We start from the raw sequence: 22785 nt of genomic DNA on the forward strand, positions 1-22785 counted from the left end.
AATGTGAAAATTAGTAACCATAAATTAAGTCTTCGGGATGGGCAGTAATGAAAATTCTGGTGTTAACTTGGGAATTTCCGCCTCGGATTGTCGGGGGAATTGCTCGTCATGTCGCGGAGCTGTATCCAGAAGTTGTCAAACTGGGGCACGAAATCCACCTAATTACATCAGAATTTGGGGAAGCACCTCTTTATGAAATTGTGGAAGGTATACACGTCCATAGGGTGCCGGTAGGTTGGAGTAACGATTTCTTCCACTGGGTAGCGAATTTGAACAATAGCATGGGCAGTCACGGCGGTAAGCTGATGTTGGAAGATGGGCCGTTCGATCTGATCCACGCTCACGATTGGTTAGTTGGAGATGCGGCGATCGCACTCAAGCATATTTTCAAAGTACCCCTGATTGCAACCATTCACGCTACGGAGTACGGACGTTACAACGGTATCCACAATAACGATCAGCGCTACGTGAGCGGCAAAGAAAAGCTTCTTGTCTATAACGCTTGGCGGGTGATTGTTTGCAGCAACTATATGCGCCAGGAAGTAGAAAGAGCGCTACAAAGTCCTGCTGACAAGATAGATGTAATTTACAACGGCATTAGAGCTGAAAAGAAACCCCGCTTGCACGAATTTAACGCTTGGGATTTTCGTCGCCACTTTGCCAGGGATGAAGAGAAAATTGTTTACTACGTAGGTAGAATGTCTTATGAAAAAGGCGTTCCAGTGTTGTTGAATGCCGCCCCAAAGGTAATTTGGGAAATGGGAGGTAATGTTAGATTTGTGATTATCGGTGGCGGAAATACCAACCATTTGAAAACTCAAGCTTGGAATTTGGGGATTTGGGATAAATGTTGTTTCACCGGCTTTATGTCAGATGCGGATCTGGATAAATTCCAGACAGTTGCTAATTGCGCTGTTTTTCCAAGTTTATACGAACCTTTTGGGATTGTAGCTCTAGAAAGCTTTGCCGCTCGCGTGCCGGTGGTGGTTTCCGATACTGGCGGTTTGCCGGAGGTGGTGCGACATACCAAAACTGGTGTAGTTACTTGGACTAACAATTCTGATTCTTTGGCGTGGGGAATTCTGGAAGTTCTCAAAAATCCAAGTTATTCTCAGTGGTTGGTGGAAAATGCTTATGTGGACTTAGAACGACGTTTCAGCTGGCCTAAGTTAGCGCAGCAAACAGAAGCGGTTTACAAGCAGGTGGTGGAGGAGCGATCGCAAGTCGTGTGGGAGTAAACTACCTACACTCCCCTTATTTTTACCCCACCAATCTTTTCTAAACGGCTTACAGGTGATTTTAAAGGGAGCGTTTTCAAGTACGATCGCTACCTTATAAGTATGACATACTGTAGGACATTGTATGATAAATAGGCAGTATGACGGTGTAAGATATGCCGAAAACACCCGTTACTTTTAGGCTCTCTGACTCGTTGTTAGAAGCTATAGACGCCCAGGTGGAAGCAACTTCTAGCAATCGCACCGATGTTGTCGTCAAGGCGTTAAAGCAATTCTTTGGGTTGGTAGAATCCGATCGCTTTCTTGCATCCCTTGATGTGATACAAAGTCTGACAGAGCGCGTGACGTACCTGGAACAAGTTTCGATCGGCACGGAAAAACTGTCCTCCGATGTCTTACATAGTCTAACGGACGTCAATTATACTTAGTTCAAGAAGTTGAATTACCTCTTTTAACCAGTTTTTTGCATCTTCTTTATTTTTAAACACCCGGTTAGTTATAGTGCTTATTTTTTCGGCAGGAAAATGAGTTTCTGCTACTTGTTCTTTACCTTGAGCGATGACTTTTTTTATATCAATCAACTTGGTGAAAGAAACATAATATTGAATAGCTTCTCGTTCATTTGGAAACCCTCCAAACTTCATGGTTGCCATATAAGCTTTAAGGAAGCAAAATAATTCGTAATAATTATTTTGCTTGGGGCTTCGTTTTTGTTCTTCAAAAAGTTCTAGGCTTTTTTTTAAAGAGTTGTTTTGGGTATTTAAATAGTGTAGACTTCCATCGCTCTTTTCGACAAGTATAGGATAGTTTCCCGCCCGTCTGTAAATATTATTTTTAGTTTCTAAAAAAAGTCTTGTTTGATAACAAAATACCCAACCGTAGTCATTTTCAATTGTAGCTTCGTCAATTACTACCCACTCAAAACCAGGTTTGACGTTAGAATGAGCATTAATTTGTTCTGTTACAAGCCGTTTTGCAGTTTCTTTGTCAATCATAATCAACTCAGTTTTTCTAGTTTAATTAGTCCTGAAAAAGGAAAATTCACTAAAATGATCGAGAATCTGTTGTCCACCTGCTTGTCCATTAAAGAAACGGACTAATCCTTCTTGATTAACTCCATTAAAAAAGGCGATTCCCCACCTTATCGTAGGTATATTCAACAATCCGATTACCAGCAACAGCATCAGTAATTACCACTACCCCAACTTGAATATCCTCAATATTCTTGCTCCCCTTAGTAGTTTAAAAGTCTTCAGGAGCAGACCACTCAAAATCTTCATCTGTAAGGTTACTTAAATCCCTACCAGAAGATTTTATTGAGTTTATAAAGTTGTTTATAGAATTTTCTAATGCCTCATCAACTGATTCTCCTTGGCCTCCAACCCATTCAGGCGAGCCATTTTTAAAATTTTTTATGGCAACATTCACACGTCCTGAGTAATTACCATAATTATCCTGGGTGATTTTTACTCTGAACTGGCAATTTGGCATATATGCAATACATCCCACATAAAACTCAGCAACCACTTTTTCAATACCTTGAATATTTGGTATTTTAATTTCGTTCCAACTCATAATTTAATAACTTTAAACAGTTAATCAGAACCAAAAGATACAATGCGACCATCAGGTGCTAAATCAATATAGCGTCCATTCTTAACATAGCGCTTTGTTCCAGGATTTGCACCATCTACGGGATAACTTTTAGCACGTTTCTGGTTATTTTTAAATTGCTCTGCTTTGTTAAGATACTGTTCTGGGGTAGTAGCATTTATTTCTGCTCCATGTCTGTCGAAGTGATACCTCAATGAATCTTCAGGTGAATCGAAGCTCCCTTTATGCCATTTTTGATCGTAATCAGCATTATGAACCAGCACCCCCAAATCCGAAACAAAGTAAGTGGGAATACCCTTTTATGCTTATTCCCATTTAAAATCTTCCCACGCAACATTTTGCCATTCATAATTTCCATCTTTTAACCATCCTAAACTACGCCAATATCCATGACCATTTAAGTGTTTTTCAAAAACAAACTCAAGGATACTTTCTCCTGTACTTAGACACAAACGTTTTTGGCTAGTAACATCGAACATGAAAAGAGTCAGACTGACATAAAACATATCATCCCCCTTTTCACTTCCTACCATATTTCCACCAATTACGGCTGACCAGGCTGTAGATAAAATAGACTTTTCTAGAATTTTCATCTTGAGCCATTGACCAAAAAAAGGAGAGTTAATATCTAGATTAATTTCTGGCTCTCGCTCAAAATCTTGTTTTATGAGCTTTTGAAAATCTTCTAGGAGAGCGTCTATAATTTCATACCAAATTTCCTTATGATAGGGTTCTTTTGATTGACCTGCATTCCAAAGTTTTGCTTCAATTGATGGCTTCATTTTAAAATTTATCTCCCAATAATTAAGGGATAATCTCGACGTAGTTAGGATTGTTGGCCCACTTATTAGGAGTCGTATAATATTCCCAGTTGGTTATTTGACGATTATCTTTATCAAACCAATTTAATTTTGTAGGGTCTGTTATGTTGCGTTGATTTATAAAATCTTGGCAATCTGCGAGATATTTTTGGTAGCTTTGTGAGTCAAATCCATCAAGATTAAAGTGAATTTCATCAGCCTAACTCATGTTATCAAGGATAAAATTTGGAAAGCAAACCTGCAATTCCTCTCAACACCTCCCTATCGGGTAGGTGTGAGTTTCCTTGCGGGAATAGGTGAAACGATCGCAAATTGCAAATTTGCGATTTCCGATTTGCTTAGCCGACAAGGGAAGCTTGTTTGCGAAGACTGCGAATGGTAGCGATCGCATGATTCACTACTTTATCTATATCATCTGCCGTATTAAATCTACCAATGCCAAATCGAATTGAAGCATATGCGAGTTCTGGCGATCGTCCCAAAGCCGTGAGAACATGGGAGGGAGCAGTTTTAGCAGAAGTGCAAGCCGACCCGGAAGATACCGCGACTATCGGTTGCAAGCCCAATGATAGCGCCGATCCGTCCACCCCTTCTACACTGATATTCAAGTTTCCCGGTAATCGCTTTGTGGGATGTCCGTTCAGAAAAATGACACCCAAGGGTGTCAAATTTTCCCACAGACGCTGACGCAAAGCGGTGAGGCGTTCTGTTTCCGAAGGCATTTCCGCGATCGCCAATTCTACAGCTTTCGCAAATCCAGCAATTTGAGGCACGTATAATGTACCCGAACGCATTCCCCGTTCGTGTCCGCCCCCATGTTGTTGCGGTGCTAACTTTACTCTAGGATTGCGGCGTCTGACGTAGAGTGCGCCGATACCTTTCGGGCCATAAATTTTATGGGCTGTCAGAGACATCAAATCAATTTTCATCGCCTCGACATCGAGAGGAACTTTGCCAATAGCTTGGGCGGCATCTGTATGGAAAAGGATTTGGCGATCGCGACACATTGCGCCAATTTCTGCTATGGGTTGCAATACACCAATTTCGTTATTAGCAGCCATCACTGAAACTAATATTGTATCCGGACGGAAAGCTTTTTCCAATTCTGTTAAATCTATTAATCCATCTTTTTGTACTGGCAAGTATGTCACTTCAAATCCGAGGGATTCTAAATACTGGCAAGGGTCGAGAACGGCATTGTGTTCTGTTTGCACAGTGATGAGATGACGCCCTTTTTGGAAATAAGCTTCGGCGATACCTTTGACCGCTAAATTATTCGCTTCTGTAGCACCGCTGGTAAATACAATTTCCTCTGGTGTGGCGTTAATTGCATCTGCTAAAATTTGCCTTGCTTGCTTAACAGCAGATTCGGCTTCCCAGCCATAAACGTGGCTGTTACTGGCGGGATTGCCGAAGTGTTCCGTGAAGTACGGAAGCATCGCGGCTAACACGCTTTCGTCGAGGGGTGTGGTAGCGTGGTTATCGAGATAAATGGGTCTGGGAGACATAGCGATCGACTCAAAATTCAACTTGTTTCTACAATACTTAAACCTTGACTATTTTATAATACTTTTCTAGATTTAAAAAGTTTAAACCCATCTGTCTCAAAGCACTAAATTTTGAGGAAATTTATCTTAACTTATCCGCACCTCATCTTCACAAAAAGTTACATTTAATCTGCTATATAAAAAGTTTTATACTTCCCGATTACTTACGCACGCAGGGACTACAAACTAGGGCGAGCGCCAGCATAAGCATTTCGCATTAGATCCGATCGCCCTGGATTGAGAAATTTTTGCTTACGGTAATTGCCAAATTTTGATTGTCTTATCTCCAGCACCACTAGCACCGCTAATTAGCGTTTTTCCATCCGGACTGAAAGCGACCGATCGCACTCCATCTGCATGACCGGAAAGGGTTTGCAACAAATCGCCAGTGTTGAGATTCCAAAGTTTCACCTGATTGGATTTATCTCCACTGGCAATTGTCTTACCATCAGGGCCGATCGCCACAGACAAAACCGGGCTTCTATTGGTAATATCGCGCAGAATTTCTCCACTTGCTACATCCCAAACTTTTATAGTGCTATCCTCAGAACCGCTAACTAAAGTTTTGCCATCCGGAGTAAAAGCAACCGACCAAACGGCATAATAACTATGTCCGGAGAAACTACGCAACAGGTTGCCAGTGCGAAGATTCCAAAGTTTAATAGTTAAGTCTTGATTGCCGGTAGCGAGAGTTTCCCCATCAGGACTAATGGCAACAGATAAAATCATGCCCGATCGCGGCGATAGAGTGCGCTCTAATTGTCCGGTTCTGAGATTCCAAATTTTGATTGTACCATCTCCACTGCCACTCACCAAGGTTCTACTTTGAGAGTCGATCGCTACAGAATAAATTCCCCCAAAATGTCCGTAAAGACTGCGCCGCAATCTGCCTGTACGAAGATTCCAAATTTTAATTGTTTTGTCGCTACTGCCACTCACCAGAGTTTGACCGTCAGGACTGAAAGCAACTGATAAAACAGGAGCTTTATGTCCGATTAAAGTGCTTTTGAGTTCACCGTTATCCAAATTCCAAAGTTTGATCGTCTTGTCGCTACTGCCACTAGCAATAGTTTGACCCTCCGGACTAATGGCGATCGCTCCCACTCCCCCTGTATGCTCAGCCAAGGTTTTGGCTAAGGTAAAATTTGTTGAGGAAGTATTTTGCGCCACCAGAGTCCCCTGTTTGGGGTAAAATTCCTGCGCTACTGTCCGCCCATAAATTTGAGTTCCGACTACTGCCAACACCAGCAGGGGAATACTAGCACGCAGATGATTTTGAAGCTTTCTCAAGCCGATCGATCCTGCAAATCTGGGAAGAAGAGGCATAGTCTGTCTCCAAACAATCAACACAAAGCAGTTTAATCAGTTTTGCGAACACAAGCAAAAGCACAAGCGAACAAATAACAACCAACAAGCAACAATGAACAGCGAAAAATTACCAAAAACTAAGGATATGCGACGCGAATTTAGCAGCCGCGATGAATTGCTTGCCTACCTACGAGAGCAATTTCCCGCAGCAGCAGCACGGGATAACTGCATCAGCGAGACAGCAGGCGGACGCAAAGCCGCCGAGAAAGTGCTGCAAAAAGTAGACCCCCCACGTTATGCCAAATCCCGCAATTTTCTCAACGGCGCGGTAACGCGCCTATCTCCCTACCTTCGCTACGGCGTTCTCACTTTAGCAGAAGTGCGCGATTTCGTGTTAAATAAAGTCAAAAATCGAGACGAAGCCACCAAATTGATTAACGAACTAGGCTGGCGCGATTATTGGCAACGGTTGTACGCTCAATTAGGGGATGAAATCTGGAAAGACCGCGAATCATACAAAACCGGCTACTCTGGCGAAGAGTACGCCAACTCCATACCTGATGACATCGCCGCCGGAACTACAGGTTTAGTTTGCATAGATAGTTTCAGCCGCGACTTGGGGGAAATTGGCTACTTACACAATCACGCACGGATGTGGATGGCAGCTTACATAGTGCATTGGCGGCGCGTTCGTTGGCAAGTTGGTGCAAAATGGTTTCTGGAACATTTGCTAGATGGCGACCCTGCCAGCAATAATCTTTCTTGGCAGTGGGTAGCCAGCACTTTTAGCCACAAGCCTTACTTTTTCAACCGCGAGAATTTGGAACGTTACACAGAAGGAGTTTATTGTCGCCAATGTCCTTTTTACGGTCATTGCGATTTTGAAGGTAGTTACGAAGAACTGGAAAAGCGCTTGTTCCCAAAAGCCCAACCGTTTGAAAATCGCAGCGGTAGTCAAAGTTGGCAGCGAGGGAAAAAAGGGGGTCGGGGTTAGAAAGTCAAAAGTCAAAAGTCAAAAGTCAAAAGTTAGAAGAAAAAAGGCACTCAGGTTAAAATGACTGATAGATATCTTTACCAAAGAATCTCAACTTTTTTACATTCGTAGATGTGAAGCATTTGGACGAAAATTTATGTTGAATCGTCTAGATTTTATGTCCAACTACTTCACAAAACAAGATCTGCAAATACACCATAGGTGATAATTTATTTGGATGATAAGTCTGATGAACAATCAACAATCAACTATTAACAACTAACAATTAACAATGAGCAAGAAATCGATCGTCTGGGTGCATGGTGATTGTCTGAGTCCCTATAGCCCCGCACTCAAAGAATGCCCTGATGTAGCGGCGATTTGGGTTTGGGATGATGCTTTGTTGGCAGAATGGCAAATCGGTCTCAAACGCATCGCATTTATCTATGAATGTTTGCTAGAATTGCCCGTGGTTATCCGTCGCGGTAATGTGGCAGATGAAGTAATCGCTTTTGCTAAAGAACATAACGCGGATTTGGTTGTGACGGCAGAAAGCCCCAGCCCTCGGTTTGATGCTATCTGCAAAGAAATTGAGCGTTCTGTAGCGATCGAAGTGTTGGCGATCGAGCCATTTTTAGACTACGATGGCTATATCGATTTGAAGCGCTTTTCCCGCTACTGGAAAGTAGCCGAACAGTATGTTTTTGGCTAAGTAATTTTTCCTGCATTGGCGAAATGAACATTCTGATTCTGGGTAATGCTGAAGATGCTCATGCTTTACATTTAAATAATGTACTGACGAAAATGGGGGTGAGTGTCGATTATTTAGATACTCGGTTGTTTCCCACACAAGTAAAAATAACTTTTCAACCTCAAACTGAAGCGGGATGGTTGCTGCTTCCCAATGGAAGAGAATTGGCTTTTGCAGATATCAAAAGCGTATTTTGGCGTACTTTTTCTGGAGTTAATGTTCCGAATTTACAAAATTCTTATCATCAAACTGTGGCGGTAAACGATTCTATGAGCGTTTTGCGATCGCTCATGCAAGCTTGTCCCGCCAAATGGGTGAATTCTTGGTCGGCATATGAGTTTCACAAAGAGAAACCGTTGCAGCTGCGTAAGGCAAAACAAATTGGCGTCACCATTCCCGCTACGACGATCGCAAACGATCCGAAAAGATTGGTGGAATTCGCGCAAGCTTACGAAAAAGTTATTTTCAAGCCAGTTTATGGAGGTTCGCACACGCAATTTTTGACAGAAGAACATCTAGAACCTAAAAGAATGAGTTTAGCTCTAAATATTTCTCCTGTGACTTTACAAGAATATATCCCTGGCACAAATATTCGCAGTTATGTCATTGGTGAGGACGTTTATGCAGCGGAAATCAGGAGCGATAGCTTAGACTTTCGGGAAGATTCAAAAGCAGAATTAATTCCTGTTGAATTGCCGGAAGCGATCGAAAATCAGTGTTTGGCTATTAGGAAAGCATTTATGTTAGAATGGACAGGTATTGATTGGCGATTGAAGCCTACAGGTGAATATGTTTTCTTAGAAGCTAATTTTAGCCCTATGTTTCTTCATTTTGAGCGAATAACAGGTTTTCCTATCACTCAGAGTTTAGTCAAAATTTTGACAAATTAAATAAAAATATTAAAAGTTATATTTTATCAAAAATAAAAATACCAAACTCATCCACTAGAAAAGATAGGTTTGTTTAAAGGTTTTTCGCATATTTAATTAACCCATCTGGAGGAGGTCAAAAGCCACTCATTTAAGCGAATTTACTAGAGTCACTCAATGAGGCGATCGTATGAACCATCCTTTTGCCTTACAGCTTTCTGAATTGGAAGCTTTGTGGAAATCTCAATCCGTCAATTTTGCCAAACCCGAAAGTGACGAAAATGACGAACCTGTATTTACTACTCTTGCTATAGGAGAAGAAGGCGGAGTAGTTACTACTCAAGCTTTAGAAGAAGAAGGCGGCGTTACCACCGAGGCGTTGGGAGAAGAAGGCGGTGTTACTAATGAAACATTGGATGAACCAGTTAGCGTCACCACCAAAGCTATTGGTGAAGAAGGAGGCGTTACCACTGATGTTTCAGAAGAAGATGATGGAACATTCACTACTTTAGCTTTAGGGGAAGAAGGCGGCGTTACTACTCTAGCTATTGGCGAAGAAGGCGGCGTCACTACCAAAGCGTTAGGGGAAGAAGGCGGCGTTACCACCGAAGCGTTAGGGGAAGAAGGCGGCGTTACCAGCGATGCGATGGGAGAAGTCGGCGGAATTACCACTGAAGCTTTCGGTGAAGAAGGTGGAGTAGCGACGACTTTAGCTATTGGCGAAGAAGGTGGAACAGTAACCACTCAAGCTGTTGGGGAAGAAGGCGGTGCTACTATAGCTTTTGATGAAGGTTTTTATCTGGAAAATTACTCTGATGTTAAAGCAGCTGTAGAAGCCAAAGTTTTTAGCTCTGGGTTAGAGCATTTTCAACTATTTGGTGCAGCGGAAGACCGGAATTTAACTTCACCTTTCTTTGACGAAAATCTTTATTTACAAAGATATGGTGATGTTGCAGAAGCGGTTAGTAATGGAGTTTTTGCATCCGGTTTAACCCACTTTATCGAGTTCGGGTCTGCGGAAGGTAGGTCTGGAAGTGCTTTCAACGAAAAAGCATATCTATGGTTTTATCCGGATGTCGGACAAGCTGTTAGTTCGGGGATGTTTAGTTCTGGTTTGGATCATTACACAAAGTTTGGACAATTTGAGCCAAATCGATATGCTCTTTTCAACGGGAGTAGCGGTAATGACATCATAGCAGGCTTTGGTACATCTAGTGCGATCGCAGGCGTTGGCCTTGACGTTGCAGTAACTGGCGGAATCATCAATTTTAAGGTTCAAAGTCTAGGCGTCGGTGAAATTGATACTTTGATTGGCGGCGCAGGCGCAGACACATTTTTGCTTAGCGTTCCGGCTAATTCAGAGAACGTGATTCCTCAACCTTTATATGTTGGTAATGGTAGCGCTGATTACGCTGTAATTCGCAAGTTCGATATCGGAAATGACGAGATTGTACTCGCGGGACGAGAGAGTAACTATAGGTTGGAAGTGGCGAATGGAAATACCAACATTTTCACGTCTTCTGGAGACTTGATTGGTGTTGTAGAAGGAGTTTCTTCATTAAATGCCTTGGAAGTAAATAGCGTCGCTGGCGCAGTTACTTTACTCAGCGGCTAAATTTCCTTGTTTTTCGTTCCCATATTCTACCTGGGAACGAGAAATAGGAGAGATATAACTCAACAAGCTGTACACTGGTGGAGAGTAGGTTGTTGCTCGATGGGAATTTCGATCGCAAACTCTGTTCCTTGTCCCGCAGCGGAAATACACCGGATTTGACCTTTGTGAATTTCGGTCACAATTTGATGGCTAATAGACAATCCCAAACCTGTACCTTTACCTGTTGGCTTAGTTGTAAAAAATGGGTCGAACAAGTGAGATACTACGCTCTCCGGTATACCTGGACCATTGTCTTTAATGCGAATGACGACATGAAAGTCATCTAACATTTCAGTCCGAATTAAAATCATGTTGGGATTGCGTTCGATATCGGCATATTTCCGCGTCGAGTTATATTCATCGAAGGCATCGATCGCGTTAGCTAAAATATTCATAAACACTTGATTCAATTGTCCGGAATAGCACTCAATAAGCGGTAAGTCACCATATTCTTTAATCACTTTAATAGCAGGACGTTTGCATTGCTTTTTCAAACGATGCTGCAAAATTGTCAAAGTGCTATCTAAACCTTCATGAATATTCACTGGTTTTGCATATGTTTCTTCTACCCGCGAAAAGTTGCGTAGCGACTGCATGATGTCCCGGATGCGATCGGTTCCAAATACCATAGAAGAGAGCATTTTGGGCAAATCTTCAGTTATAAAATCGAGGTCTATTTGAGCGGCGTGTTCTTCAATTTCAACTGGGGGATTAGGATAGATGGTACGATAAAGTTCCAGATGTTTGAGCAAATCGGCGGTGTAACGAATACCGATATGCAAATTGCCGCAGATAAAGGCAACAGGATTATTCACTTCATGAGCGATTCCAGCCACAAGTTGTCCTAAATTGGAAATTTTCTCTGTGTGAATTAGTTGAGCTTGGGTAGTTTTGAGTTTGTGCAAGCTGCGTTCTAATTCTTCTGCTTTTTCTTTGGCTTCGGCGTAGAGTTCGGCTTGGTTAATCGCGATCGCCAATTGATTCATTACAGCAGAAAGCAATTCTACTTCACTCTTGTTCCAAGGTCGAGCCACTTCGGTACGAACGCAATTAATCACGGCGATCGCACCATTGAGAGAGCGGGTCGGCATTGCTAAAATTGAGCTAAAACCGAGAGAAGAAAGCAGATGTTTCCATTCAGGCTCGCTGACATTTTCTACATCATCAATTTGCAGTATTTCCAAGCGTAATAGCTGCTCTGCCAAAGCACCTATTTTGTGTGCCTTATAGCGCCCTCTTAAGTCAGGTAATTCTGAATGGCGAGCTTCTTTCTCTACATCCCAATAAGGTTCTGATGTCTCGTGTAAATACCAAACAAATTGGCAGCGATCGAGCAGTAAAAATTGCTGGATTTCTTGTACTGCTGTTTCAATTACGGTATTGAAATCTAAAGAATTGCGAATTTGGTTAGTCAGGCGATTTAACAGCTTTTCTCGTTGAACTTGTTGGGTCAGTTCAACTTCTGCTTTGACGCGACAAGTAATATCAGTCGCTGTACCGATTAGACCGAGCTTCTGTCCGTTTATATCTCGCAACGGTGTTGCTTTATTTTCAAAAATTACGCTGCCAAAATCGGTTATCCAGCTTCCTTCCGCACCTGCCAAAACATGGTTAATTTGCTCTAAAATATCCGGTCGATCGACATACAAGTCAAACACCGATTGTCCGACTACCTCTCCCGGTTTTTTGCCTATTGCTTCTAACCCTTTACCTTCCGAGAGGATAAAAATTCCGTTCTTATCGATCGCATACAAAATTATAGGAGTATTTGTTATTAGTGCTTTTAAATGTTCTTGACTTTCTCTCAGGGCTATTTCGCTTTGCCTGCACTCGTAAATATTAGCTATTAAAGCTTCTACTTCTTCCTCTTTACTGGGGAAAAAATCGGCATTTTTGTGATAATTATTATTTTTATTTTCCGCAATAACAATTTTTTCTGCAAATAATATTAGCCCTCCAAAATCACCTTTTTTTAAAGGGTTTTTGCCGTAATTATCCTGAAAATCGGAGTAACTTTTTACATACCAAGGTTGAGCTTCCCACTTGATTTTATAGCGGATGTCTGATTTTTCCTGGGGTAATTCTTCCTCCCATGTATGGACTATTCCTGTCTCGCAACGCTGATAAATTTCTTCCCAGTGTTCCGGGTCTCCTCCATAAACTTGATAGTGAGATTGGCCAATAATATTTCCGTCTTTAAGTTGGTAATCTTTTAACCAGCGTTTGCTGACTTTGACATAGCGCATCTGCGAGTCGAGGATGGCAATTGCCGCTGGTGCGTCCATAAGCTGCTCAAACATTTCTTCATAAGGCAGCCGGATCTTATGATATTCAGTCTCCTGCTTTTTTAACGCTTTATAAGTCATGATGTTATCTTCGTAACTAAATGGACTTTTTATGTGGGTTTTAAACCAAATAAAATGCACCCCATCTTTGAAAAAGATTCTTTCTATGTCTTAAGCTATAGGTATTTATTCTGTTCTCTGTCTAAAGACAGATTTATTTAAGGCTAGGAACTGGAGAAGCTTGTCGTCCATTCCCTAGCTTTGCAATGGATGTTTATTTCTGCGTTTACTTGTTTATTGAAGTAAAATTTGAGCATCTTTTTATGTAAAAATGTGATTGGCGATCGGCATTATGAACCATGAGCGGCTATGGGCAGTCCCATGACGTGAAAAAATTTTTTGTAAAATGGACAACTTATCGCCCATATGGTAAAGATGCTACCGGGTGGGAAAGACAAGACTGAAAAGTCAAAAGCGAAAATTCTTTTTTTCACTTTCTGGCTGTTCCTTAATCCCGATTACCCTTTTAAATAACTGCTCTGTTAAGTATAATACCAAATTTAGTTGCACGGTTGTGCTAGAGTACGATTTTTTTAAAAGCTGGGTAGAAGAGCCAAAAGTAGATCTAATAATAATCTAAAGCATAAATTACCTTGCCATCTCCCCGAAAGCGCTCTCCACCAAAAGAGATCGATCGCTCACCATAGGTAGCTAGCTGCGTACTGCTGTTGTGAGGTTTGCAGGCACACTCCAGGCCGATCGCTTTTTACAGCAATCGCATCCAGGCTATTTTGTCTGCCTGTAAAGCCATTCTGCTTCCGCAAGAGCGAATCTGCCTGCGGAAGGCGTCCCGAATAGGCGTACAAATCCGGTTAAACAGCGCATCTTTTTGTGCCTTTGTGGTTGAAAATTTTACCAATATACTCGAAAGGCCAATTTGATATTAACGATCGGACATGAACATGGAAACATTGAAAGGACGAGATTTACTGAGTCTGGCAGACCTGAGTGCAGACGAGTTACAGGAACTCCTGCAATTGGCAGCGCAGATGAAAGCAGGAAAGGTAAACTGGCGGTGTAACAAAGTTTTGGGGTTGCTGTTCTACAAAGCTTCCACGAGAACGCGGGTGAGTTTTTCGGTAGCGATGTACCAATTGGGAGGTCAGGTGATCGACCTCAATCCCAATGTCACGCAAGTGAGTCGGGGAGAACCTTTGGTGGATACGGCGCGAGTTCTCGATCGCTATTTGGACATTTTGGCGGTGAGGACGTTTGACCAAAAAGATCTGCAACTATTTGCTGACTGTGCCAAGATTCCAGTGATCAACGCTCTCAGCGATACGGAACACCCCTGTCAAGTTTTAGCAGATTTATTAACGGTTCAAGAATGCTATGGCTCAGTCAAGGGTGTGACTTTGGCATATTTAGGCGATGGCAATAATATGGCAAATTCCCTGATTTTGGGTTGCGCGATGATGGGGATGAATGTGAGGGTTGCTACACCGCCGGAATACCAGCCAGATCTTGCCATTGTAGAACAGGCACGAGCCATTGCGGGCGATTCAGCACAAGTGATGCTGACAGATGACCCTATTGCGGCGGCAAAGGATGCTTGCGTGCTTTACACTGATGTCTGGGCTAGCATGGGTCAGGAGGATTCCGCTAGTAGCCGCATACCCATTTTTCAACCTTATCAGGTCAATCAAGAATTGTTGAGCATTGCTGACAAACACGCGATCGTTCTTCACTGTCTACCAGCTCACCGTGGCGAAGAAATTACCGATGAAGTAATCGAAGGTTCCCAGTCAATGGTTTGGGATCAGGCAGAAAATCGAATGCACGCGCAAAAGGCGCTGCTTGCTAGTTTACTAGGGGCTGACGATTAGGGAAAAGTCAAAAGTCAAAAGTCCAGGACTTACGCACGAGAATCTTAGAAACCGGGTTTCTGCGTAGATTGTCAGCTTCAAAGCGACGATTTTTCATAGAAACCCGGTTTCTTTGCGTAACAGAAACTGCAACAACGTCGCGCTCAGGCTGGTTCATGAGTAGCGTTTGTCGCTTTACGGCGGAAGAATTAATATTTTCCCTTTTCCCTCTCCCTCTGGGTCTTATTTTTGACTTTTGACTTTTGACTTTTGACTTTTAGAAAGAGACTGGACAGATTGGGGGTTTTAATAGTACGAATGTTCTAAGAGGAAAAGTTATGAGTTATGAAATTAAAACTCATAACTCATAACTTCTAACTTCTAACTCTGTCCCTAGCGTATTATGGAAACTCTCACAGAAGCTCAAAAGGAACTGTACGACTGGCTGGTGGAGTACATTCGCCAGCATCAATATGCTCCTTCGATTCGACAAATGATGCTGGCGATGAACCTGAAGTCGCCCGCACCGGTACAAAGTCGTCTGGAACATTTGCGAAAAAAAGGATACATTGAATGGTCTGATGGAAAAGCCCGCACGATTAAGATACTGCAACAGCGCTCGGAAGGTGTGCCGATTTTGGGTACGATCGCAGCTGGCGGTTTGGTGGAACCGTTCACCGATGCAGTAGAAAGACTGGATATTTCCACTGTGTTATTGCCAGACAAAACTTTTGCACTGCGGGTAGTCGGCGACAGCATGATCGAAGAGCTGATTGCAGAAGGGGATGTGGTGATGATGCGACCGATATCAGATCCAAATCTGGTCAAAAACGGCACAATTGTAGCGGCAAGGGTGGAAGGAAAGGGCACTACCCTGAAACGCTTCTACAAGAGGGGCGATCGCATCACCCTTAAACCTGCCAATCCCAAATACACACCAATTGAAGCTCTAGCCGATCAAGTGCAAGTACAAGGCGTATTGGTTGGTGTCTGGCGCGGTTACGATCCACCCGCCAAATCATCAAGCAGGCGAAGATAGGTATCTCTCCGGACAGATGTTCTTTCTTGTGGGAAGATAACACAAAGTCTACAAGTTTTGTGTAATCGCTCGTGAAATCAACTCTTTCTTTTCTACAAGTTTTTGGGAGCCGCAAGATGGCGGCTCTTTTATTATTGGGATTTTCGGCAGGAATGCCCTTGTTCATGACAGGCACTACTCTGCAACCCTGGATGAAGGAACAAGGCGTAGATCTCAGTACCATTGGGTTCTTTAGTTTGGTGGGTTTGCCCTACTCGTTGAAGTTTCTGTGGTCGCCTTTACTCGATCGATTTGTGCCCCCATTTTTGGGAAGGCGTCGCGGCTGGATGTTTTTAACGCAATTGCTTCTAGTGTTGGCGATCGCAACTCTAGCTATCCAAAAACCGGCCCAAGCTCTACAATTCGTAGCTCTCAACGCTGTATTGATTGCTTTCTTCAGCGCTACGCAAGATATCGCTATTGACGCATATCGCACCGACGTTCTGGAAAAACTAGAACTCGGAGCTGGTGTAGGAGTTTACGTTTTAGGTTATCGCATTGCGCTGCTAGTCACAGGTTCGCTGGCATTTATCCTTGCCGATCGTCTGCCTTGGCCTGTAGTTTATTTATTGATGGCTGCTTTTATGACGATCGGTTTGGCTGCCTCGATTTTCGCACCAGAACCCGTCTCGGACAACATACGACCGCCATCATTAGAAGAAGCAGTCATATTGCCATTTTTAGAATTTTTCCAGCGTAACGGTTGGTTGCAAGGTGCATTAATTCTGTTATTCATAGTTTTCTACAAATTCGGGGATTCTTTACTTAGTAATATGTCCAGGCTGTTTTTGCTCGATGTTGGCTTTACCAAAACCGACATTGGCGCAATACAGGGTGGTATGGGTTTGGTGGCGACAATTGTGGGAACTCTAGCAGGTGGCGCAATTCTCAGCAAAATCGGAATTAATCGATCGCTTTGGCTATTCGGTGGCTTGCAAGCATTAAGTAACTTGGGTTATTTTGCCATATCCCAGCTAGGCCAAAATTATCAGATGTTGGTGCTGACTATTAATATCGAAAACTTCTGTGGGGGATTGGGAACAGCAGCTTTTCTGGGCTTTTTGACCACTCTTTGCAACCAGCGCTTTTCTGCTACTCAGTATGCTTTGCTTTCTAGCTTTATGGCTTTCAGTCGCGATATCTTGGTAGCACCAGCCGGTTCGATCGCACAAAGCACTGGTTGGTCTGTATTTTTCCTCATCACCATTGCTGCGGCTTTACCAGGTTTACTGTTGCTGCCGGTGTTTGCGCCCTGGAATTCTGAGCCTGTAGCGATGCCAAGACCCGGACTGGATGATAAGCCCGATTTTGATGCTTAGCTGTAAACTGAAAGAAAGAGCGTTACAATTCTTGAAAAATCTCTCGGCAATTCACCTTTAGCTAGGTTTATCCAATCCCAAACATGGCTTTCTTCCGTGCATACGTGACTCCGTTTTTGATTCTGCTGGTATTTTTAGTGGCTTTGGTCGCCGTCAGCGCTCGGATCTTTTTGCCCTCCGATATGGCTGCACCGGCACCGATTGAGGAGGTGGGTGCTGCTGATACATTGGGGTGGGCAATGCCCACCCTACAGGCTGAGTTATAAATGCTGCTGCTCCCAGACTATCAGCTTTATGTTGGGTCAAGTTTGGATCGATCTGTGCTGGTAAAGTTTATGCAGCAAACTTACCAGGAGCTTTTTCCAGGTGGCAATATTTCCCATTTGGCTGATACTGTCGATCGATATTTTTCCAAAGATACGCCGCTTTGGTTAGTGGAATTTTTAGATAAGGGGGAAGACGATCCCGATCGACTTCCCAGCAATAAAAATTCTTTCTTACCTTCCCCCCGTGACGGGGGGATTGAGGGGGGTAAGGAGAAGCGAGGATACTCGCATCGGGTAGCTTGCTTGTGGATGGGTAATGCGATCGATCAGGTGTCTGGCGATCGTCATGCCCATATTTTTTTGCTTTACGTACTGCCAGAACATCGCCGTCAGGGTATCGCTACAGCTCTGATAGGGCTGGGTGAGGAGTGGGCCAAAGCAAGGGGCGATCGCCAAATTGGTCTTCAGGTATTTCTTGTCAACCAACCTGCTGTGAATTTATACAGCAAGTTGGGCTTCCAAACACACTCCCTTTGGATGGTTAAACCTATCAAAAAGATGCTGAGAACCCCCGCGTTTCAACCGGGGGATGAAAGCTAGGACAAAGCTTTAGCCCGTTGTGTGTCCGGGTTACTTTCCCTTTTGCCCTTCAATGTATTTTTTCACGATCTCGGTTGAAACCTGTTCAGTGGTGGCAACGAAGTAACTTGGGCTCCACAAGCTTGGCAGTTTTTTAAGATGAGGAAATTCGTCTCTAAGTAGCTTAGAAGCCCGTCCTTTGACCAATCGCGCAATTTCAGCAGCTGATTCGTTGGTAGGGGCATTGATGAAGAAGTGAACACGATACCGGCATGATTTCCAGTGCAATTAACTTCCAGTTGTGTTCTTCAACCAAACCGAAAATTATTTGCGGCAATCTAGCTGCTACATCGTTTGGGAACAAACACGAAATGATAGTTGATTGACGAAACAGATCCTTCAGTTCGCCTGTACTCATAATCTTTGGGAGAAAGTTTAGTCATGCCTAATATATTGTTGCTGATTATTGTTTGATAACATATAATAACAACAAAAGGTAAAACGATGTTTGGTTGTCAGCAAGTTTTAATCAAGCCAGATAGAGATCTAAAAGCGGTTCTTGAGTTCATTTGTGGAGAGTCCAACAAACTGCACAATTGCGCGATTTACTATGCTCGTCAGATGTATTTCAAGGCTGACAAGTACGTTAAGCCGTTCGACTTGAACAATGAGCTTAAACGGAATCCGCACTACAGCGCGTTATGCGCTCAGGCTGCACAGCAAGTCTGTGGTGCGGTTGGAGAATCAGTTAAATCCTTCCAGGGGTTGTTAAAACTGTTCAATGAGGGTGGATTAGCCAATCGTCCGAAGTTCCCTAACTACCGAACAAAAAACGGATTGCACCTGATTGCATACCCGAAACAGGCACTCGGTAAAAAGCTGGTTGATGGGCAAATTGCGATCCCATTGGGGCGGAGGGTTCAAACATGGTTTGGAATAAAGAATTTTTTGCTGACAATGCCGTCAAACCTTGAGTATTCCGATATTCGAGAGCTGAGAATCCTTCCCCGTAATGGGTGTTTTTATGCTGAGTTTGTCTACAAGGTTGACGCTGTTGACGCTCTTCTAGACCCATTGAAAGCATTAGGAATTGATTCTGGCTTGAATAACTGGCTAACCTGTGTGAGCAATGTCGGTACTAGCTTCATTGTGGATGGTTTGCACCTTAAAAGCTTGAATCGCTGGTACAACAAGCAGATTTCAACACTTAAAGATGGAAAGCCTCCAGGGTTTTGGAGCAATCGATTAGCTGCAATCACCGAGAAGCGTAATCGCCTCCTTCGTGATGCAGTGAATAAAGCCGCTCGGCAAGTAATTGAACACTGCGATAAGAACGGTATTGGTACAGTCGTTTTCGGTTGGAACAAAGGGCAGAAAGACTCTGCCAACATGGGAGCCAAGACGAATCAGAAATTTGTTCAAATTCCTACCGCACGTCTCAAAGACCGAATTAAGCAATTGTGCGAACACTACGGCATTCAATTTGTCGAAACTGAAGAATCGTACACTTCAAAAGCTTCATTCGTGGACAGAGACGAGCTACCTACGTTCGGTGAAAAACCTGAAGGGTGGCAAGCCGCTGGAAAGCGAATCAAAAGAGGTTTGTACCGCACTGCTCAGAACTGGTACATCAACGCAGATTGTAATGGCGCTGCCAACATTCTGCGTAAAGTAAGCATGACGTTGGGTTTAGACCTTAACGGAGTGTCTAGGGGCGCTTTGACTCGTCCCACCCGAATTTCATTTTGGGTGACAGCTAAAAAGACCCTTATAGGGACGGGTTTACCCTCCCTCGTAGCATCTGCTTAGAATCCCCGGTCTTTCAAGCCGGGGAGAAGTCAACTTATAGTTCATATAGCTAGGGCGTCGGGCGTCGGGCGTTGGGGAAGAAGTAGCTATAATCAAAGGTTTCAGGAATCAAGAACGTCCTAACATGAGCAGTTGCTATATTTCACAGTCGATCGCTAATGGCTAATTGTTCGTGGCGATTAACTATTAGCCATTCTCTGTAAACTATGAACTATCAACTACGACACCGACAACAGCCTTACCTTTTTTTGCCACGTCCAAAGCCTTTAGATGATTTCTTAAGTTTGCTCTTGGAACCTTTTGATTTAGGGGTGAAGATTTCATCAACAGGCTTTGGTTCTTTTTCTGTCTCAGACTTCGGCTGAACTTTTTCCTCAACAGAACCAGTCCAAACAAATTGTCTGCCGCAGTCTTTGCAAAGGTACTTTTGTTTGTCCTTTTGACGGCCATTTTTGCGAACATCAGTAGAGTTACATTTCGGACAAGTAACTGTAAGGTTCTCACTTTCCGATGCTTCGCTCTCCGATCTCGGTAATGTTTCTACTTCAGAAACTACCAATTCTTCCCTATCATTTGTGGCTGTTTGATTTAACTCTTCTCCTTGTTCTTCTTGTCCAGCTAAATCTTCTCTTTCAACAACAGGTACGGCATCTTGAATTTCTGCTGCTGCCGTATCCGCTGCGGTGATGGCTGCCTCATTTTCCACAGGTGCAGTAGCTAAGCTTAAATCTGCTTGCTGAGTTTCTGAGGCAGAGACATCCTCAGTTTCAACAACTGTTGTGTCAGTTTGACTTAAATCTACCGGTTGAGTTTCTGGCGCAACTAAATCTTCCGTTTCGACAACTATTGTTTCGATTTGACTTAAGTCTATTGACTGAGTTTCTGGGGGAGAGACATCCTCAGTTTCGACAACTGTTGTGTCAGTTTGACTTAAATCTACTGGTTGAGTTTCTGGCGCAACTAAATCTTCCGCTTCGACAACTATTGTTTCGATTTGATTTGAGTCTATTGACTGAGTTTCTGGGGGAGAGACATCCTCAGTTTCGACAACTATTGTTTCGATTTGACTTAAGTCTATTGACTGAGTTTCTGGGGGAGAGACATCCTCAGTTTCGACAACTATTGTTTCGATTTGACTTAAGTCTATGGGCTGAGTTTTTGGGGGAGAGACATCCTCAGTTTCGACAACTATTGTTTCGATTTGACTTAAGTCTATGGGCTGAGTTTCTGGGGGAGAGACATCCTCAGTTTCGACAACTATTGTTTCGATTTGACTTAAGTCTATGGGCTGAGTTTCTGGGGGAGAGACATCCTCAGTTTTGACAAAGGTTGTTGTCGGAACTTGACTTAAGTTAACTGCGGTTTCTGGGTGAGGGACAGCTGACTTATTCTCAACACTTACCTCTGTCAGCGTTGGTGCTTGAGTAACTAAATTTTGAGTGACCGGAGGAGGAGGTGGCGTCCAGTTGGGGTCAGGTTCGGGAATTTTAGGCGCTATAATAAGCGGTGCGGCTATTTTGTGGTTTGCTAAGCGGCTGATGCGATCGCCTATATTTTCTTGAATGTTATAGGCGGCTGGCAGGACGGTATGCTTAGAAACCGCTGCACGCACTAGCGCCGCCGCGTGTTCTGACGGATCTGGGCTTGGCCCTGGATCGGGTGCAACAAAAGATGACTGTGCCAGCTGTGCTGTATCAAAGTTATGTACTGGCGGTACGGGAAGCGGCTGATGCACCAATCGATTGAATCGCTCATGTTGCCCCTGCGGGGGAGCGAATCGGATCGCACGAGCTAGCTGCCGATAGGGTTCTAAGTGATCTGTCACATTACACTCCTGCGCTTGAGGGTCTTAATTTAATTAGCCCTTTATGTGGTGTAATATACCAAATTTAAGTTTTGTATATTAAAAAACTGCGTTATAATTTTAAGTTTCTTAACTTTTCTGAGATGCTGAGTCTGCCTGACGGCACCCTACACCCCACACCCAATACCCACCGCGAAAAAACTGGTGGGATTGGCTCTGATTAAGGTAGTTTACAGTTATGTATGACGATGACGACCTAACCCTACTAGATCCAGAGATTGACTTAGAAAGTCCCCTCGATCGACTGGAACCTCTGGAAGAAACAGAAGTTGCCAAGCCAGATCCAGAGGCTATGCTGGCGCTGCTGACGGCACAAGATACGCAGCAACGGATGATCGCGACGCGGGCTTTCTGCGAACTTCAGGACGATCGCGCTATCCCGCATTTGATTTGCTTACTGACAGATCCCTGTCCTTTGGTACGGGTGAGTGCAGCTTATGCACTGGGAAGAAACCCCAGTCCAGATGCAGTTGAGCCTTTAATCTCCCAACTAAATCGGGATTGGAATGGCTATGTTCGTAAAGGCATTATCTGGGCTTTGGGAAATTGTCGAGATCGGCGTTCTTTGCCACCTCTGATCGACGCCCTCAAAACAGATATTTCTGCGGTACGTTTGTGGGCTGCTAGCGGGTTGGCACAAATGGCTGAGGTAAGCTACGAATCAGTAATAGCGGGGGTGCCGCCGCTGATTGAAGCTTTAATTCAAGATCCGGTTGCTGCTGTACGCAGTAACTGTGCCTGGGCGTTGGGACAACTTTGCCGCGAACTGCCTTCTAACGTTGTTTATGCTGGTGCGATCGACGCTCTCATTATGGCGCTAGAAGAAGATGTCGATATGGGAGTCAGAGAAGATGCTAAAGCTTCTCTGTTGAGAGTTGGCGATCCTCGCGGACTGCAAGTGATTGAAGGGCTGCAACAGGAAGGATTAGTAGGTTGAGTCGGTCA

23 protein-coding genes are annotated in these 22785 nt (G+C 43.6%); 13 read left to right on the plus strand and 10 right to left on the minus strand.

The features are described from left to right. Positions 1–47: 47 nt before the first annotated feature. The gene (locus tag H6G03_RS08330; RefSeq protein WP_190463857.1) at positions 48–1238 is read left to right on the plus strand and encodes a glycosyltransferase family 4 protein; all 1191 of its coding nucleotides are present in this window, start codon (positions 48–50) and stop codon (positions 1236–1238) included. A 155-nt stretch (positions 1239–1393) separates the two neighbouring features. Beyond that, a complete protein-coding gene (locus H6G03_RS08335; protein WP_190463858.1) occupies positions 1394–1666 on the plus strand; it encodes a ribbon-helix-helix domain-containing protein in 273 nt (90 codons plus the stop codon). Here H6G03_RS08335 and H6G03_RS08340 read toward each other — a convergent pair. From H6G03_RS08340 to H6G03_RS08365, 6 genes are all read right to left on the minus strand, one after another. Continuing rightward, positions 1643–2233: a YrhB domain-containing protein gene (locus tag H6G03_RS08340; RefSeq protein WP_190463859.1), complete on the minus strand. Its 591-nt coding sequence runs from the start codon at positions 2231–2233 to the stop codon at positions 1643–1645. The genes H6G03_RS08335 and H6G03_RS08340 overlap by 24 nt on opposite strands. A gap of 247 nt (positions 2234–2480) precedes the next feature. Next, positions 2481–2813, minus strand: coding sequence for a hypothetical protein (locus H6G03_RS08345; RefSeq protein ID WP_190463860.1), 333 nt, complete (start codon positions 2811–2813; stop codon positions 2481–2483). Positions 2814–2833: 20 nt separating this feature from the next. After that, complete coding sequence (locus H6G03_RS08350) at positions 2834–3115, minus strand: hypothetical protein (RefSeq protein ID WP_190463861.1); 282 nt, start codon at positions 3113–3115, stop codon at positions 2834–2836. Positions 3116–3157: 42 nt separating this feature from the next. Beyond that, on the minus strand, positions 3158–3634 hold the full coding sequence (locus tag H6G03_RS08355) for a hypothetical protein (RefSeq protein WP_190463862.1): 477 nt from the start codon (positions 3632–3634) through the stop codon (positions 3158–3160). A 377-nt stretch (positions 3635–4011) separates the two neighbouring features. Continuing rightward, positions 4012–5181: an IscS subfamily cysteine desulfurase gene (locus H6G03_RS08360; protein ID WP_190463863.1), complete on the minus strand. Its 1170-nt coding sequence runs from the start codon at positions 5179–5181 to the stop codon at positions 4012–4014. 291 nt (positions 5182–5472) lie between these two features. Further along, a complete protein-coding gene (locus H6G03_RS08365; protein WP_190463864.1) occupies positions 5473–6546 on the minus strand; it encodes a WD40 repeat domain-containing protein in 1074 nt (357 codons plus the stop codon). Between the two features lie 127 nt (positions 6547–6673). Between H6G03_RS08365 and H6G03_RS08370 the strand changes: the two genes are divergently transcribed. The 4 genes from H6G03_RS08370 (at position 6674) to H6G03_RS37875 (ending at position 10736) form a co-directional block, all read left to right on the plus strand. Beyond that, positions 6674–7522, plus strand: coding sequence for an FAD-binding domain-containing protein (locus H6G03_RS08370; RefSeq protein ID WP_190463917.1), 849 nt, complete (start codon positions 6674–6676; stop codon positions 7520–7522). Between the two features lie 271 nt (positions 7523–7793). Beyond that, positions 7794–8213, plus strand: a complete 420-nt coding sequence (locus H6G03_RS08375; RefSeq protein ID WP_190463865.1) for a hypothetical protein — start codon at positions 7794–7796, stop codon at positions 8211–8213. 23 nt (positions 8214–8236) lie between these two features. Then, complete coding sequence (locus tag H6G03_RS08380) at positions 8237–9142, plus strand: MvdC/MvdD family ATP grasp protein (protein ID WP_190463866.1); 906 nt, start codon at positions 8237–8239, stop codon at positions 9140–9142. A 169-nt stretch (positions 9143–9311) separates the two neighbouring features. Then, positions 9312–10736 (plus strand): hypothetical protein, encoded by a 1425-nt coding sequence (locus H6G03_RS37875; RefSeq protein ID WP_242056962.1) that lies wholly within the window; start codon positions 9312–9314, stop codon positions 10734–10736. A gap of 59 nt (positions 10737–10795) precedes the next feature. Here H6G03_RS37875 and H6G03_RS08395 read toward each other — a convergent pair whose 3' ends face one another. Beyond that, entirely contained in the window at positions 10796–13141 is a 2346-nt protein-coding gene (locus H6G03_RS08395) for a PAS domain-containing sensor histidine kinase (RefSeq protein WP_190463867.1), read from the minus strand. A gap of 617 nt (positions 13142–13758) precedes the next feature. Continuing rightward, positions 13759–13926, minus strand: a complete 168-nt coding sequence (locus H6G03_RS08400; RefSeq protein ID WP_190463868.1) for a hypothetical protein — start codon at positions 13924–13926, stop codon at positions 13759–13761. A 96-nt stretch (positions 13927–14022) separates the two neighbouring features. Here H6G03_RS08400 and argF point away from each other — a divergent pair, with 96 nt between their 5' ends. The 5 genes from argF (at position 14023) to H6G03_RS08425 (ending at position 18188) form a co-directional block, all read left to right on the plus strand. After that, positions 14023–14946, plus strand: coding sequence for an ornithine carbamoyltransferase (argF, locus tag H6G03_RS08405; protein ID WP_190463869.1), 924 nt, complete (start codon positions 14023–14025; stop codon positions 14944–14946). Positions 14947–15328: 382 nt separating this feature from the next. After that, a complete protein-coding gene (gene lexA / locus H6G03_RS08410) occupies positions 15329–15964 on the plus strand; it encodes a transcriptional repressor LexA (protein ID WP_190463870.1) in 636 nt (211 codons plus the stop codon). Between the two features lie 116 nt (positions 15965–16080). Next, positions 16081–17322 (plus strand): AmpG family muropeptide MFS transporter, encoded by a 1242-nt coding sequence (locus H6G03_RS08415; protein WP_199315204.1) that lies wholly within the window; start codon positions 16081–16083, stop codon positions 17320–17322. 83 nt (positions 17323–17405) lie between these two features. Continuing rightward, a complete protein-coding gene (locus tag H6G03_RS08420) occupies positions 17406–17588 on the plus strand; it encodes a hypothetical protein (protein WP_190463872.1) in 183 nt (60 codons plus the stop codon). Continuing rightward, complete coding sequence (locus tag H6G03_RS08425; RefSeq protein ID WP_190463873.1) at positions 17589–18188, plus strand: GNAT family N-acetyltransferase; 600 nt, start codon at positions 17589–17591, stop codon at positions 18186–18188. It begins immediately after the preceding gene. Positions 18189–18218: 30 nt separating this feature from the next. Here H6G03_RS08425 and H6G03_RS37880 read toward each other — a convergent pair whose 3' ends face one another. Then, positions 18219–18416: a transposase gene (locus H6G03_RS37880; protein WP_407650731.1), complete on the minus strand. Its 198-nt coding sequence runs from the start codon at positions 18414–18416 to the stop codon at positions 18219–18221. Positions 18417–18671: 255 nt separating this feature from the next. On the opposite strand from H6G03_RS37880, the gene H6G03_RS08435 reads away from it, so the two are divergent. After that, positions 18672–19976 (plus strand): RNA-guided endonuclease InsQ/TnpB family protein, encoded by a 1305-nt coding sequence (locus tag H6G03_RS08435; RefSeq protein WP_190463874.1) that lies wholly within the window; start codon positions 18672–18674, stop codon positions 19974–19976. A 238-nt stretch (positions 19977–20214) separates the two neighbouring features. Here H6G03_RS08435 and H6G03_RS39240 read toward each other — a convergent pair whose 3' ends face one another. Beyond that, complete coding sequence (locus H6G03_RS39240; protein WP_190463875.1) at positions 20215–21801, minus strand: IS1/IS1595 family N-terminal zinc-binding domain-containing protein; 1587 nt, start codon at positions 21799–21801, stop codon at positions 20215–20217. Between the two features lie 217 nt (positions 21802–22018). Between H6G03_RS39240 and H6G03_RS08445 the strand changes: the two genes are divergently transcribed. Then, entirely contained in the window at positions 22019–22777 is a 759-nt protein-coding gene (locus tag H6G03_RS08445; protein WP_190463876.1) for a HEAT repeat domain-containing protein, read from the plus strand. The last annotated feature ends 8 nt before the right edge of the window (positions 22778–22785 follow it).

The sequence above is a fragment of the Aerosakkonema funiforme FACHB-1375 genome, from assembly GCF_014696265.1.
Lineage (GTDB): Bacteria > Cyanobacteriota > Cyanobacteriia > Cyanobacteriales > Aerosakkonemataceae > Aerosakkonema > Aerosakkonema funiforme_A.

Excerpts from the sequence above, each read along its gene's own strand:
- H6G03_RS08415 (WP_199315204.1), top strand. The coding sequence starts at position 16,081 with ATGGCGGCTCTTTTATTATTGGGATTTTCGGCAGGAATGCCCTTGTTC.
- H6G03_RS08425 (WP_190463873.1), top strand. The coding sequence starts at position 17,589 with ATGCTGCTGCTCCCAGACTATCAGCTTTATGTTGGGTCAAGTTTGGAT.
- H6G03_RS08345 (WP_190463860.1), bottom strand. The coding sequence starts at position 2,813 with ATGAGTTGGAACGAAATTAAAATACCAAATATTCAAGGTATTGAAAAA.
- H6G03_RS08435 (WP_190463874.1), top strand. The coding sequence starts at position 18,672 with ATGTTTGGTTGTCAGCAAGTTTTAATCAAGCCAGATAGAGATCTAAAA.
- H6G03_RS08375 (WP_190463865.1), top strand. The coding sequence starts at position 7,794 with ATGAGCAAGAAATCGATCGTCTGGGTGCATGGTGATTGTCTGAGTCCC.
- H6G03_RS08330 (WP_190463857.1), top strand. The coding sequence starts at position 48 with ATGAAAATTCTGGTGTTAACTTGGGAATTTCCGCCTCGGATTGTCGGG.
- H6G03_RS08395 (WP_190463867.1), bottom strand. The coding sequence starts at position 13,141 with ATGACTTATAAAGCGTTAAAAAAGCAGGAGACTGAATATCATAAGATC.
- H6G03_RS37875 (WP_242056962.1), top strand. The coding sequence starts at position 9,312 with ATGAACCATCCTTTTGCCTTACAGCTTTCTGAATTGGAAGCTTTGTGG.
- H6G03_RS08380 (WP_190463866.1), top strand. The coding sequence starts at position 8,237 with ATGAACATTCTGATTCTGGGTAATGCTGAAGATGCTCATGCTTTACAT.
- H6G03_RS08335 (WP_190463858.1), top strand. The coding sequence starts at position 1,394 with ATGCCGAAAACACCCGTTACTTTTAGGCTCTCTGACTCGTTGTTAGAA.
- H6G03_RS08340 (WP_190463859.1), bottom strand. The coding sequence starts at position 2,233 with ATGATTGACAAAGAAACTGCAAAACGGCTTGTAACAGAACAAATTAAT.
- argF (WP_190463869.1), top strand. The coding sequence starts at position 14,023 with ATGGAAACATTGAAAGGACGAGATTTACTGAGTCTGGCAGACCTGAGT.
- lexA (WP_190463870.1), top strand. The coding sequence starts at position 15,329 with ATGGAAACTCTCACAGAAGCTCAAAAGGAACTGTACGACTGGCTGGTG.
- H6G03_RS08420 (WP_190463872.1), top strand. The coding sequence starts at position 17,406 with ATGGCTTTCTTCCGTGCATACGTGACTCCGTTTTTGATTCTGCTGGTA.
- H6G03_RS08445 (WP_190463876.1), top strand. The coding sequence starts at position 22,019 with ATGTATGACGATGACGACCTAACCCTACTAGATCCAGAGATTGACTTA.
- H6G03_RS08355 (WP_190463862.1), bottom strand. The coding sequence starts at position 3,634 with ATGAAGCCATCAATTGAAGCAAAACTTTGGAATGCAGGTCAATCAAAA.
- H6G03_RS08370 (WP_190463917.1), top strand. The coding sequence starts at position 6,674 with ATGCGACGCGAATTTAGCAGCCGCGATGAATTGCTTGCCTACCTACGA.
- H6G03_RS08365 (WP_190463864.1), bottom strand. The coding sequence starts at position 6,546 with ATGCCTCTTCTTCCCAGATTTGCAGGATCGATCGGCTTGAGAAAGCTT.
- H6G03_RS08360 (WP_190463863.1), bottom strand. The coding sequence starts at position 5,181 with ATGTCTCCCAGACCCATTTATCTCGATAACCACGCTACCACACCCCTC.